The organism is Variovorax sp. YR566, from assembly GCF_051992195.1.
GTDB lineage: Bacteria > Pseudomonadota > Gammaproteobacteria > Burkholderiales > Burkholderiaceae_C > Variovorax.
The window spans coordinates 4,295,411-4,308,878 of sequence record NZ_CP197092.1; the positions used below are offsets into that span (position 1 = coordinate 4,295,411).

The following is a 13,468-nucleotide window of genomic DNA, read 5'->3' on the forward strand; positions in this document are numbered from 1 at the left end:
GCCCCAGGACAAAACCCTTCAGCAAACCTTAAGTAAATCAATCGTTTGATTTCATGCATGGTGTAATGCCGGGCATGAACGCGAGAGACCCGATTACCCAGGCCCCACGCCGCGCACCGCGCAGCGATGGCGCCGAGGCACGCCACCGGCTGCTCCACACCGCGCTGCGGCTGTTCGCGCAAAAGGGGTTTTCCAAGACCTCCACGCGTGAGATCGCCCGCGAGGCCGAAGTCAACATCTCGGCCATCAGCTACTACTTCGGTGACAAGGAAGGGCTGTACACGGCCACCTTCTGCGAGCCGATGGGCGGCGACTCCAGCGACCTGATCGTCGCCTGCAACGCGCCCGGCCAGTCGCTCGAAACCACGCTGCGCCTGTGCATGGTGTCCATGATCGACCCGCTCAAGCAGGGCGAGATCGTGCGGCAATGCATCCAGCTGCACATGCGCGAGATGCTGGAGCCCACCAGCCGCTGGGCCGAGGAGCTGGAGCGCGACATCAAGGGCCCGCACCGCGCCATTGCCGACCTGCTGTGCCGCCACCTGAAGGTGGAGCGGGCCGACGACGACATCCACCGCCTGACCTTCGCGATCACCGGACTGTCGATGCAGCTCTACGTGAGCCAGGATTTCATCGAGGCCATCCGCCCTTCGCTGCTGCGCACGCCGCGCGCCATCGACACCTGGGCCGACCGCCTCACGGGCTATGCGCTGGCGCTGGTGGAAGCCGAAGCGGCCCGCCGCCGCGCCGAGAGAAAGCTGAAGAAATGATGAGAAGACTCCGACTGAAACTGATGGCCACCCTCTGCCTGGGCATCGGCCTGGCAGGTTGCTCGTTGACGCGCCCGCCGACGCAGGTGGAAGCGCCCGTCCCCGCGCAATGGCACGCTCCCCTGCCGCATGGCGGCTCGCTCGCGTCGCTGGCCGACTGGTGGCGCCAGCTCGACGATCCGCTGCTGGTCGAGCTGATCGCCGCCGCCGAAGCTGCGAGCCCCAACGTCGCCAGCGCCGCGGCGCGCGTGGCCGAAGCGCGCTCCACGCGCGTGCAGGCCGGCGCCGCGCTGCTGCCGAGCCTGGACGGCACGGCATCGGCCAGCCGCGGCACCTCGGGCTTTTCTTCCAGCAGCAGTTCGAGCAGCAGCCTCTCGGCCAGCACGCCAATCACCACGCTTCAGGCCGGCCTGCAGTCGAAGTGGGAAGTCGATCTGTTCGGCCGCCTGCGCGCCGACCGCGACTCCGCCGAAGCCAAGCAGAACAGCGCCAACGCCAAGTGGCACGACGCCCGCGTGGCGGTGGCGGCCGAGACGGCCAACGCCTATTTTTCAGAGCGCGCCTGCCAGCAGCAACTGCGCGTGTCCGAAGCGGACGCGCGTTCGCGCTCGGAAACCGCGCGGCTCAACGACCTCTCCGCGAAGGCCGGCTTCACCGCGCCGGCCGATGCCGCGCTGGCACGCGCCAGCGCCTCCGATGCCTCGGGCCGGCTCACGCAGCAGCGCGCCCAATGCGCGGTGCAGCGCAAGGCGCTGGTGGCGCTCAGCGGCATCGACGAAACCACGCTCGAACAGAAGCTCGCCGCCTCGCCCGCGCAGCGCGCGCTGCCGGTCGTGGGCAGCATCGCCAGCGTGCCGGCCGAGGCGATCTCGCAGCGGCCCGATGTGTACTCGGCCGAACTCGGCGTGGCCTCGGCCAGCGCCGACGTGGGCTCGGCCGAGGCCGAGCGCTACCCCAAGCTCACGGTGTCGGGCTCCATCGGTCGCACGCAGTACCGCGTCGATGGCCTGCGCCAGTCGCTCGAGACCTGGACTGTGGGCCCGATCTCGCTGACCGTGCCGCTGCTCGACGGCGGCTCGCGCAAGGCGAACATCGATGCCGCCAAGGCGCGCTACGCCGAAGCCGTGTCGCTCTACCGCTCCAACGTGCGACAGGCCGTGCGCGAAGTCGAGGAAGCGCTGGTCAACCTCGACGCCACCGACGCCCGCACCACCGATGCCGACGCCGCGGTGAAGAACTACCAGGCCTCCTTCGACGCCACGCAGGCCCGCTACAGCAGCGGCCTCGCAAGCCTGTTCGAGCTGGAAGACTCGCGCCGCACGCTGTTCACCGCGCAGACCGCGCGCGTCACGCTGCAGCGCGAGCGCACCGAGGCATGGGTTGCGCTGTACCGCTCGATGGGTGGCGGCTGGAACCGCCAGTCGGCCTCGGCCCCATCTTCCGAATCGTCCTCACTGACCTCCACCCCGGCCACCAAGGTCGCGACGTCGCCATGAAATCAATGAAGCGTTCCACCCTCGTCATCGCGCTGATTGCGCTGGTCGTCGTCATCGCGGCGATCTTCTTCATGACGCGCGGCAAGCCGTCGGATAAGTCGGCCGATCCTGCCGCAGCAGCCAAGACCAAGGACGGCGCCCACTCGCCCAAGCCCGCGCTGACCGTCACCGTCGCCAAGCCCGAAGCCACCGAGCTGATGCTCACGCTCGCAGCCAACGGCAACGTGGCTGCCTGGCAGGAGGCCGTGGTCGGCTCCGAGTCCAACGGCCTGAAGCTGGCCGAAGTGCGCGTGAACGTGGGCGACGTGGTCAAGAAGGGCCAGGTGCTCGCGGTGTTCTCGCCCGAGACGGTGCAGGCCGACATTGCGCAATCGCGCGCCTCCCTGGCCGAAGCCCGCGCCACTGCTGCCGACGCCGCAGGCAATGCCGCACGCGCCCGCACGCTGCAGGCCACCGGCGCACTGAGCCAGCAGCAGATCAACCAGTACCAGACCACCGAGCAGACCGCCAAGGCACGCGTCGAGGCAGCCGAGGCCGTGCTGGCCGCGCAGCAGGTACGCGGTCGCAACACGCAGGTGCTGGCGCCCGACGACGGCGTGATCTCGGCACGCACCGCCACGGTGGGCAGCGTGGTGTCGGCCGGCACCGAGCTGTTCCGGCTGATCCGCCAGGGCCGGCTCGAATGGCGCGCCGAAGTGACCTCGGCCGAACTCAGCCGCGTCGCGGTCGGCACCACCGCCTTCGTGGTGAGTGCCAGCGGCGCACCGGTGCGCGGCAAGGTTCGCAGCATCGCGCCCACGGTCGATCCGCAGACGCGCGCAGCGCTGGTGTACGTCGACCTGCCCAACGTGCAGCAGAACACCGGCATCAAGGCCGGCATGTTCGCGCGCGGCGACTTCGAGCTGGGCCGCAGCACGGCGCCGACGGTGCCACAGGCCTCCATCGTGCCGCGCGACGGCTTCAACAACGTCTTTCTGCTGAAGCCCGACAACAAGGTGACCCAGCTGAAGGTGCAGATCGGCCGGCGCCTGAACGACCGCATCGAGATCACCAGCGCGCTGCCCGACGGCGCCCAGGTGATCGTGCAAGGCGCGGGCTTCCTCAACGACGGCGACCTGGTGCGCGTGGTGGATGCGCCCGCATCCGCATCCGCGGCGCAGCCGGCCAGGTCTGCGGCCTCCGCTGCCGCGGCCAAGTAAGCAATTCAAAGGAACACGCCCATGAACGTTTCCGCCTGGTCCATACGCAACCCGATTCCGGCGGTGATGCTGTTCGTGCTGCTCACCTTCGGTGGGTTGCTGTCGTTCAACGCGATGAAGGTGCAGAACTTTCCGGACATCGACCTGCCGACCGTGACGGTCTCGGCGTCGCTGCCCGGCGCCGCGCCTTCGCAGCTTGAGACCGACGTCGCGCGCAAGCTCGAGAACTCCATTGCCACGGTGCAGGGCCTGAAGCACATCACCACCAAGGTGCAGGACGGCGCCGCCACGCTGATCGTCGAATTCCGCCTCGAGAAGCCGGTGCAGGAAGCCGTGGACGACGTGCGCTCCGCGGTGCAGCGCGTGCGCGCCGACCTGCCGGCCGACGTGCGCGACCCGGTCGTCACCAAGCTCGACTTCGCGGCCCAGCCGGTGCTGGCCTTCACCATTGCCTCGTCGGCCATGGACAGCGAGGCACTGAGCTGGTTCGTCGACAACGACGTCACCAAGAAGCTGCTCGCGCTGCCCGGCGTGGGCGCGGTGAACCGCGTGGGCGGCGTCACGCGCCAGGTGCACATCGACCTCGACCCGAGCAAGCTGCAGGCGCTGGGCGCCTCGGCGGCCGACATCTCGCGCCAGCTGCGCCAGGTGCAGACCGAAAGCGCGGGCGGCCGTTTCGACCTTGGCGGCAGCGAACAGCCGGTGCGCACCATGGCCACCGTGAAGTCGGCCGACCAGCTCGCCGACATGCAGATCGTGCTGACCGACGGCCGGCGCATCCGCCTCGACCAGGTGGCGCGCGTGAGCGACACCATCGCCGAGCCGCGCGCGGCCGCGCTGCTCAACGGCAACCCGGTGGTGGGCTTCGAAGTGGCGCGCAGCCGCGGCGCCAGCGAAGTGGAAGTGGGCCACGCGGTGCAGAAGGCGCTGGCCGACATGCGCGCGCAACGCCCCGACATCGAGCTGACCGAGGCCTTCAACTTCGTCGACCCGGTGGAAGAGGAATACAACGGCTCGCTGCACCTGCTGTACGAGGGCGCCATCCTCGCGGTGATCGTGGTCTGGCTGTTCCTGCGCGACTGGCGCGCGACCTTCGTCTCGGCGATTGCGCTGCCGATGTCGGTGATTCCGGCGTTCATCGGCATGCACCTGCTGGGCTTCTCGGTCAACGTGATCTCGCTGCTCGCGCTGTCGCTGGTGGTCGGCATATTGGTGGACGACGCGATCGTGGAGGTCGAGAACATCGTGCGCCACCTGCGCATGGGCAAGTCGCCCTACCAGGCGGCCATGGAGGCGGCGGATGAAATCGGCCTGGCCGTGATCGCCACCACCTTCACGCTGATCGCGGTGTTCCTCCCCACGGCCTTCATGAGCGGCGTGGCTGGCAAGTTCTTCAAGCAGTTCGGCTGGACGGCATCGCTCGCGGTGTTCGCCTCGCTGGTGGTCGCGCGGGTGCTCACGCCCATGATGGCGGCCTACATCCTGAAGCCCGTCGTCGGCGCCGAGAAGGAACCCGGCTGGCTGCGCTGGTACATGCGCGCGGTGACCTGGAGCACGCACAACCGCTTCAAGACGATGGTGCTGGCCACCCTCTTCTTCTTCGGCTCGCTGGCGATGATCCCGCTGCTCAAGACCGGCTTCATTCCGCCGGACGACAACTCGCAGACGCAGATCTACCTGTCGCTCGCGCCCGGCTCCACGCTGGCGCAAACCACCGCGGCCGCCGAGGAAACCCGCAACCGCGTGATGCAGATCAACCACGTGAAGAGCGTCTACACCACGGTGGCCGGCGGCAGTGCGGGCGGCGACCCGTTCGCGAACTTCGGCACGCCCGAGACGCGCAAGGCCACGCTCACCATCAAGCTCGATGAGCGCGGCGACCGGCCGCGCAAGCAGGTGATCGAAAACCAGATTCGCGCCGCGCTCGAAACGCTGCCCGGCGTGCGCAGCACCGTGGGCCTCGGAGGCTCGGGCGAGAAGTACATCCTGGCGCTGACCGGCGAAGACCCGGTGGCGCTGGCCAGCGCCGCCAGCGCGGTCGAGAAAGACCTGCGCACCATTCCTGGCCTGGGCAACATCACTTCCACCGCGAGCCTGATCCGCCCCGAGATTGCGGTGCGCCCCGACTTCGCACGCGCCGCCGACCTGGGCGTGACCAGTTCCGCCATCGCCGAAACGTTGCGCGTGGCCACGCTGGGCGACTACGACCAGTCGCTGGCCAAGCTCAACCTCGCACAGCGGCAGGTGCCGATCGTGGTGAAGCTGGAAGACTCGGCGCGAAAAGACATCGACCTGCTCGGACGCCTGGCAGTGCCAGGCACGCGCGGGCCGGTCATGCTGAACCAGGTGGCTTCGCTCACGATGGAAGGCGGCCCGGCCGTCATCGACCGCTACGACCGCTCGCGCAACGTGAACTTCGAGATCGAGCTGTCGGGCGTGGGCCTGGGCGACGCCAAGGACGCGGTGACGAAGCTGCCGTCGATCGTGAACCTGCCACCGGGCGTGCGCATCGCCGAGATAGGCGACGCGGAAGTCATGACCGAGCTGTTCGCCAGCTTCGGCCTCGCGATGCTGACGGGCGTGCTGTGCATCTACATCGTGCTGGTGCTGCTGTTCAAGGACTTCCTGCACCCGGTCACCATCTTGTGCGCGCTGCCGCTGGCCCTGGGCGGTGCCTTCGTGGGGCTGCTGATCGGGCAGAAGGCGCTGTCGATGCCCTCGCTGATCGGGCTCATCATGCTGATGGGCATTGCCACCAAGAACTCGATTCTTCTGGTGGAGTACGCCATCGTCGCGCGCCGCGACCACGGCATGAGCCGCTGGGACGCGCTGCGCGACGCCTGCCACAAGCGTGCGCGGCCCATCATCATGACCACGCTCGCCATGGGCGCGGGCATGCTGCCGATTGCGGTCGGCTTCGGCGCGGCGGATTCGAGCTTCCGCTCGCCGATGGCGATGGCGGTGATCGGGGGGCTGATCACCTCGACGGTGCTGAGCCTGCTGGTTGTGCCTGCCGTGTTCACCTACATCGACGACATCGAGCACTGGATTCGTCGCACCGTGCGCAAGCTGCGCGGGCAGCCGGCGGATCCGCATATCGACGACGACCTGGTCGAGACGCCTGCGGCGGGGCGGTAAGGCGCCCCGGCGGAAATAAAAAAAGCTGCGGCATTGCCGCAGCTTTTTTCCGTGCCCCAAGGCGGCTCAGCGGATCAGGCGTCCAGCTGTGCCAGCCGCTTCAGCTTGCGTTCGCTCATGCGCTTGGCCAGGCGCGGAAGCACCAGCACGGCCACCACGATGACGACCAGCGCGATCGACATCGGGCGCTGGAAGAACACCACTGCGCTGCCTTCGCCGATCGACATGGCGTTGCGCAGCTGCGCTTCGGCGAGCGGGCCGAGGATCATGCCGACCACCACGGGTGCGGTCGGAAAGTCGAAGCGACGCATCACCACGCCCAGCAGCCCGATGGCGTACAGCAGGAACAGGTCGAACCCGCTCTGGCGCATGCCGTAGGCACCCACCGTCGCGAAGATCAGGATGCCGGCGTAGAGCTGCGGCTTCGGAATCTTCAGCAGCTTGACCCAGAGGCCGACCATCGGCAGGTTCAGCACCAGCAGCATCACGTTGCCGATGTAGAGCGAGGCGATCAGCGCCCACACCAGCGCGGCCGAGGTGGTGAACAGCTGCGGGCCCGGCTGGATGCCGTAGTTCTGGAACGCGCCCAGCAGGATGGCGGTGGTGTTCGAGGTCGGAATGCCGAGCGTGAGCAGCGGGATCAACGCGGCCGTCACGGTGGCGTTGTTGGCGGCCTCGGGGCCGGCCACGCCTTCGATGGCACCGGTGGTGCCGAACTCGGCCTTGGCGTCCTTGTCCTTGGCGAGCTTCTTTTCCATCGCATAGCTCAGGAAAGTCGGAATCTCGGTGCCGCCGGCCGGAATGCAGCCGAAGGGCGTGCCGATGGCAGTGCCGCGCAGCCAGGCGGGAATGGATCGCCTCCAGTCGCGCTTGGTCATGTGCACGCGGCTGAGCTTGTTCTGGCCCTCGACCACCTTGCCTTCATACAGCACGGCGTACAGCACTTCGGCCACGGCGAACAGGCCCACGGCCACCAGCACGATCTCGATGCCGTCGAGCAGCTCAGGCACGCCGCCGGTGTAGCGGCCCTGGCCCGAAATCTGGTCGAGCCCGACGCAGCCGGCCGCCAGGCCGACGAACAGCGCCGTCATGCCGCGCAGCGTGCTCTTGCCGAGCACCGCGCTCACGGTGGTGAAGGCCAGCAGCATGAGCAGGAAGTACTCGGGCGGGCCGAGCTTGACCGCAAACTCGGCCACAAAGGGCGCGAACAGCGTGACGATGACGGTGGCAATGGTGCCGGCCACGAAAGAGCCGATGGCGGCCGTTGCGAGCGCCGCGCCCGCCCTTCCGCTCTTGGCCATCTTGTTGCCCTCCATCGCCGTCACCATGCTCGCGGTTTCGCCGGGCGTGTTCAGCAGGATGGAGGTGGTCGAGCCGCCGTACATGGCGCCGTAGTAGATGCCCGAGAAGAAGATCATCGAGGCCGTGATGTCGACCTTGCCGGTGATGGGCAGCAGCATGGCCACCGCCACGGCCGGGCCGATGCCGGGCAGCACGCCCACGGCCGTGCCCAGGGCGCAGCCGACGAGGCACCAGAGCAGATTGATCGGGGTGATCGCCGTGGCGAAACCCGCCATGAGTGCGTTGAAGATTTCCATGTCAGAACCACCCGGTGGAAGTGAGGCCAGGCAGGTTGATGGCCAGGAATTGCGTGAACATCCAGAACACAGGAGCCGCGATCAGCGCGCCGGTGACGATGTCGATGAGCCAGGTGCGCGGTGAGTTGACGCCGCCCTGTCCGCTGGCGCGGCGCAGGCCCTGCACGGCCAGCAGGTAGCACAGCGTGCAGCTCACGATGAAGCCGAGCGTGGTGATGAGCGCCGCGTTGAGCAGCAGCCCCGCCGACACCCAGACAAAGCCGGGCCAGTAGGCATGCTCCGCGCCCGAGGGCGCATCGAGCTCGCGGAAGCCGCCGGTGCGTGCCTCCCACAGGATCCACCCGCCGCACAGCACGAGCACCACGGACACCAGCCAGGGCAGGAAGTTGGGGCCGACGCCGCCGTAGCCGGCTTCGGAAGAAATGCCGATGGCGCCGAAGGCCAGCGCCAGGCCGGTCAGCAGCACGCCGACGCCGACCAGGGTTTGCGGCCACGTGGCCGCGGGTTGCGTAGGGGCCGAGGATTCTGGAGTTGTCATTTTTTTGTCCTGGGGTGGGAGTACGGGTGCCCCTTCCAGAAACACCGCGGAACCGGCTTTGCCGGGCCGCAGGTGTTGCCCCCGGTAGGGGGTTGGCGCGCGCGACACGAAGTGCGTGCAGCCTGGGGGCGAGCCGATTTCAGACCATGCCGGATTTCGTCATGATGGCGCGCAGGCTGGCGAAGTCGTCGTCGACGAACTTGGCAAAAGCTTCGCCCGACAGCACGGCCGGCGTCCAGTCGTTCTTCTTGAGCGATTCGGCCCACGACGCGCTCTTCATGGCGGCCAGCACCATGTCGGTCAGCGCCTTGCGCTGCTCGGCCGAGATACCGGGGGCGCCGTACACGCCGCGCCAGTTGCCGATTTCGACGTCGATGCCCTGCTCCTTCAGCGTGGGCACGTTGATGCCCGGCAGGCGCTGCGCGGAGGTGACGGCAATGGCCTTCATCTTGCCGGCGGCGATGTATTCGGCGAATTCGCTGTAGCCGCTGCCGCCGACGGTAACGTTGCCGCCCAGGATGGCGGCGGTGGCTTCACCGCCTCCACGGAATGCCACATAGTTGATCTTGGAAGGATCGGCGCCCACCTTCTGCGCGATCATGGCCGCGGCGATGTGCTCGGTGGACCCGCGCGAACCGCCGCCCCACTTCACGCTGCCCGGGTCCTTCTTGAGCTGGTCGACCACGTCCTTCATGGTCTTGAGCGGCGAATTGGCCGGCAGCACGAACACGTTGTATTCGGTGGTCAGGCGCGCAATGGGCGTGGCCTGCTCGAGCTTGACCGGCGGCTTGCCGGTGATGATGCCGCCCAGCATGACCGAGCCCATGACCATCAGCGCGTTGGCGTCGCCCTTGGAACCGTTCACGAACTGGGCCAGGCCCAGTGCGCCGGCAGCGCCGCCCTTGTTGTCGTAGGTGACGGTGTCGGCCACCTTGGCATCGCTCAGCGCCTTGCCCAGCGCACGGCCGGTGGTGTCCCAGCCGCCGCCCGGGTTGGCGGGGATCATCATCTTGACGTTGGCTGCAGCACGTGCCGAGAGCGGCAGCGCTCCGGCGGCGGCCAGTGCGGCCAAAGACTTCAGAAAGGTGTCGCGACGCATGCGTGTCTCCTGGAATTGGAAGGAACTTGAAAGGAAGCTGACTTTTAGCTGAGCGCTATCATGCGCCGCCCCGCTGTCAGTTGGCTGTCCGCCAGACTGGGGAAAACACCAAAGTAAACACGCCCGCCGCCACCGTATGAAGCTGCTGCTGGTCGAAGACGACCCCTCGATGCAAATCACCCTGCAGCGAACCCTCGGGCGCCGCCGGATCGACGTGCGCGTCTGCGGCGACGGGGCCGAAGCCGTCGCCCAGTGGCGCGCCATCGAGCCCGACGTGGTCGCCCTCGACCTGAGCCTGCCCAACCTCGACGGCCTGCAGGTGCTGGCCCAGGCACGCGCCGAGGGCCTGCGCACGCCGGTGCTGCTGCTGACGGCGCGCGGTACGGTCGGCGACCGCATCGTCGGCCTGAACGCCGGTGCCGACGACTACCTGCCCAAGCCCTTCGACCTCGACGAACTCGAAGCCCGCATTCGCGCGCTGCGCCGGCGCAGCCACGGCGTTGCCGGACCGGACGCGGGGCTCAACCCGCAGGAGATCGGCGGGCTGCGCTTCGAGCCCGACAACGGCGCCATCTACAACCGCGCCGAACTGCTCGAACTCACGCCGCGCGAGCTGGCGCTGCTGAAGGCACTGATGATGAAGCCGGGCCACGCCGTGACCAAGGAGCGCCTGTTCGAGCTGGTGTTTCCGGGCGAGACCGAGGTGCAGTACGAGGCTATCGAGGTGGTGGTGTACCGCCTGCGCAAGAAGCTCGCGGGCACCGGCGCGGTGCTGATGACCATGCGCGGCCTCGGCTATTTATTGCGCCCCGAGGCATGACCCGCGTCTCCTCGCTTCGTGCGCGGCTGCTGCTCGGCATCCTCGCGCCGATTGCGGTGTTCATCGTGATCAACAGCGTGAGCCTGTACCGCCAGAGCCTCGCAGCCGCCACCACGGCCTACGACCGCACGCTGCTCGCCTCGGCCAAGACCATCGGCGAACAGCTCGACGTGGAGGGCTACGACGACCTGGCGCAGCTGCGGGCCATCGTGCCCTATTCCGCGCTCGAGGCCTTCGAGGCCGACAACCGCAGCCGGCTGTTCTACCGGGTCTCGGCGCTCGACGGTGAAATGATCTCGGGCTTTGCCGAGCTGCCGTTCTGGCGCGGCCGCATTCCGGACCGCAGCGCGTACGCAGCGCTGGTCGACTTCTACGACGCGCAGTTCCGCAACCAGCCGGTGCGCGTCGCGGTGCTGCTGCAGCCTGTAGCAAGCGCAACCGGCCGTGGCATGGCCGTGGTGCAGGTGGCCGAGACGCTGGAGCTGCGCGAGACACTGGTGCGCAAGCTGCTGATCGACACGCTGTGGCGCCAGCTGCTGCTGATGGGCGTGATCGCGCTGGTCACCGTGTTCGTGGTGCAGCGCGCCACGCGGTCGGTGCGCGAGCTTGGCGAAGCCATCGAGAAGCGCCAGGCCGACGACCTCTCGCCCATCGACGCGCCCGACGCGCCGCGCGAGCTGCGGCCGCTGATCGACGCCACCACGCAGGTCATGGGCCGGCTGCAGCAGCTGCTCGACCACCAGAAGCGCTTCGTGCGCGACAGCGCCCACCAGCTGCGCACGCCGCTGGCTGTGCTGAAGGCACAGGTGCAGTCGGCGCAACGCGGCGACGTGGCGCCCGAGCAGGCGCTGGGCGAGATCAGCCACACGGTGGAGCGCGCGACCACGCTGGCCAACCAGATGCTGTCGCTCGCCAAGGTGGAGCAACTGCGCCAGCAGCCGGAGTCGGTGACGCTCGACTTCGGCGAGGTGGCCCGGCAGATCGCGCTCGACCTGTCGCCGCTGGTGGCCGACAAGGCGCTCGACTTCGAACTCGCCATCGACGAGCCCGTGCCGGTGCAGGCCCATCACTGGATGCTTCAGGAGCTCACGCGCAACCTGCTGCACAACGCGATCAAGCAGAGCCCCGCGGGCGCCGCGCTGTCGGTCTCGGTGCGCTCCGAAGGCGGGGACGCGGTGCTCACGGTGCGCGACAGCGGCCCCGGCATCTCGCCCGAGCTGCGGCAGCGCCTGTTCGCGCCCTTCTCCGCCGGCAGCACGTCGAGCGGCTCGGGGCTGGGGCTGGCGATCTGCCGCGAGATCGTGCTGGCGCTCGGCGGGCGCATCAGCCTCGACAACCGCAGTGCGCCGGCCGGGGAGGATGGCGCCGAACGGGTGATCGGGCTCGACGCCGTCGTGCGCCTGCCGCTGTCGTCGGCGCCGCTCTCGCGGCACAATTCCTGAAATCCACTTCCGACACTCCATGGACCGTCTGCGCATCGACAAATGGCTCTGGGCCGCCCGCTTCTTCAAGACGCGCTCGCTGGCCGCGGAGGAAATCGGCAAGAACCGCGTGCAGGTGAACGGCGACGTCGCCAAGGCCTCGCGCGAGGTCAAGGCGGGCGACACCGTGGCCATGCGCATGGGCCCGCTGACGCGAACCGTGAAAGTGCTCGGCCTCAGCGGCCAGCGCGGACCGGCACCGGTCGCGCAGCAGCTCTACGAGGAAACAGCCGAAAGCGTGGCGGCGCAGGCCGCGTTCCGGGAGCTGCGCCGCATGGGCAGCGAACCGGCGCTGGCCATCGAACAGGGCCGCCCCACCAAGCGCGACCGGCGCGATCTCGATGGCGCAGTGCGCCAGCATGCCGATTGGGACAACCGCTGGAGCGCCTCGCTGCCCCCTGAAGACGACGACCGCTGACGACCATCCGTCGGGTCGATCGCTTACGCTGTCGGCTTCGTTGTTCTTCACGGAGTCCTGCTTCATGGCCAGCTTCAAGAAATACCGCGTCGGCGGCAAGTTCAAGCTCTCGCACATCGACCCCGGCGACACGCCCTTCTGCGAGGGCGACGAAGCCTCCCAGCGCGCCGAAGTCGATGCGCTGGCCGTCGAGCTCGACGAGCTGCAGGACCTGCTGCACGCGGAGGGACGGCGCAAGCTGCTGCTGGTGCTGCAGGGCATGGACACCAGCGGCAAGGACGGCACCGTGCGCTGGGTGTTCTCGCGCACCTCGCCGCTGGGCGTGCGCGTATCGGCCTTCAAGGCGCCGACCGTGGACGAACGCGCGCGCGACTACCTCTGGCGCTGCCACGCCGTCGTGCCGCGCACCGGGGAGATCATGGTGTGGAACCGCAGCCACTACGAAGACGTGCTGGTGCCCGTGGTCGAAGGCTGGATCGACAAGGCCGAGGCGAAGCGCCGCTACGCGCAGATCAACGACTTCGAGCGGCTGCTCACCGAGACCGGCACGGTGGTGGTCAAGTGCATGCTCCACATCGACAAGGACGAGCAGCGCGAACGCCTGCAGGCCCGCATCGACACGCCCGGCAAGCAATGGAAGTTCAGCATGGACGACCTGGAGGTCCGCACCAAGTGGAGCGCCTACCAGCAGGCCTACCAGAGCGCGCTGGGCGCCACCTCGACCGACCATGCGCCGTGGTACGTGGTGCCCGCCAACAGCAAGCGGCACCGCAACGTGATGATCGCGCAGCTGCTGGTGAAGACGATGCGTCAGATGAAGCTCAAGGCTCCGCCGCCGGACCCGGCGCTCAAGGGAATGATCGTCAAGTGAGCGACGGCTGAGCAGGCAGGGGCTCTCGCGGGCCCATCGA

At 68.3% G+C, this 13,468-nt stretch carries 11 protein-coding genes; 8 read left to right on the top strand and 3 right to left on the bottom strand.

Annotated elements, in window-relative coordinates; translation table 11 throughout:
* Positions 1-65 precede the first annotated feature (65 nt).
* From ACTG4X_RS20185 to ACTG4X_RS20200, 4 genes are read left to right on the top strand one after another with little or no spacing between them, the layout of a single operon-like run.
* Complete coding sequence (locus ACTG4X_RS20185) at positions 66-770, top strand: TetR/AcrR family transcriptional regulator (protein WP_093175908.1); 705 nt, start codon at positions 66-68, stop codon at positions 768-770.
* A complete protein-coding gene (locus tag ACTG4X_RS20190) occupies positions 770-2,266 on the top strand; it encodes an efflux transporter outer membrane subunit (protein WP_440534410.1) in 1,497 nt (498 codons plus the stop codon). Before ACTG4X_RS20185 ends, ACTG4X_RS20190 begins: the two co-directional genes overlap by 1 nt.
* Positions 2,263-3,465 (top strand): efflux RND transporter periplasmic adaptor subunit, encoded by a 1,203-nt coding sequence (locus tag ACTG4X_RS20195; RefSeq protein ID WP_440531727.1) that lies wholly within the window; start codon positions 2,263-2,265, stop codon positions 3,463-3,465. The genes ACTG4X_RS20190 and ACTG4X_RS20195 overlap by 4 nt, the downstream gene beginning before the upstream one ends.
* A 21-nt stretch (positions 3,466-3,486) precedes the next feature.
* Positions 3,487-6,603 carry an efflux RND transporter permease subunit gene (locus ACTG4X_RS20200; protein WP_440531728.1) on the top strand — a complete coding sequence of 1,039 codons (3,117 nt, stop codon included), beginning with the start codon at positions 3,487-3,489 and terminating at the stop codon, positions 6,601-6,603.
* Between the two features lie 74 nt (positions 6,604-6,677).
* Here the strand turns inward: ACTG4X_RS20200 and ACTG4X_RS20205 are convergent, their stop codons facing one another.
* From ACTG4X_RS20205 to ACTG4X_RS20215, 3 genes are all read right to left on the bottom strand, one after another.
* The gene (locus tag ACTG4X_RS20205) at positions 6,678-8,201 is read right to left on the bottom strand and encodes a tripartite tricarboxylate transporter permease (RefSeq protein WP_093056426.1); all 1,524 of its coding nucleotides are present in this window, start codon (positions 8,199-8,201) and stop codon (positions 6,678-6,680) included.
* Position 8,202: 1 nt separating this feature from the next.
* A complete protein-coding gene (locus ACTG4X_RS20210; protein ID WP_440531729.1) occupies positions 8,203-8,739 on the bottom strand; it encodes a tripartite tricarboxylate transporter TctB family protein in 537 nt (178 codons plus the stop codon).
* Positions 8,740-8,878: 139 nt separating this feature from the next.
* Positions 8,879-9,838 carry a tripartite tricarboxylate transporter substrate binding protein gene (locus tag ACTG4X_RS20215; RefSeq protein ID WP_093073703.1) on the bottom strand — a complete coding sequence of 320 codons (960 nt, stop codon included), beginning with the start codon at positions 9,836-9,838 and terminating at the stop codon, positions 8,879-8,881.
* A 136-nt stretch (positions 9,839-9,974) separates the two neighbouring features.
* On the opposite strand from ACTG4X_RS20215, the gene ACTG4X_RS20220 reads away from it, so the two are divergent.
* The 4 genes from ACTG4X_RS20220 (at position 9,975) to ACTG4X_RS20235 (ending at position 13,428) form a co-directional block, all read left to right on the top strand.
* Positions 9,975-10,658 (top strand): response regulator transcription factor, encoded by a 684-nt coding sequence (locus ACTG4X_RS20220; RefSeq protein ID WP_093056424.1) that lies wholly within the window; start codon positions 9,975-9,977, stop codon positions 10,656-10,658.
* Positions 10,655-12,100, top strand: a complete 1,446-nt coding sequence (locus tag ACTG4X_RS20225) for a sensor histidine kinase (protein ID WP_440531730.1) — start codon at positions 10,655-10,657, stop codon at positions 12,098-12,100. Before ACTG4X_RS20220 ends, ACTG4X_RS20225 begins: the two co-directional genes overlap by 4 nt.
* Before the next feature lie 19 nt (positions 12,101-12,119).
* Entirely contained in the window at positions 12,120-12,557 is a 438-nt protein-coding gene (locus ACTG4X_RS20230) for an RNA-binding S4 domain-containing protein (RefSeq protein WP_093056422.1), read from the top strand.
* A 64-nt stretch (positions 12,558-12,621) separates the two neighbouring features.
* Positions 12,622-13,428, top strand: a complete 807-nt coding sequence (locus ACTG4X_RS20235; RefSeq protein ID WP_440531731.1) for a PPK2 family polyphosphate kinase — start codon at positions 12,622-12,624, stop codon at positions 13,426-13,428.
* The last annotated feature ends 40 nt before the right edge of the window (positions 13,429-13,468 follow it).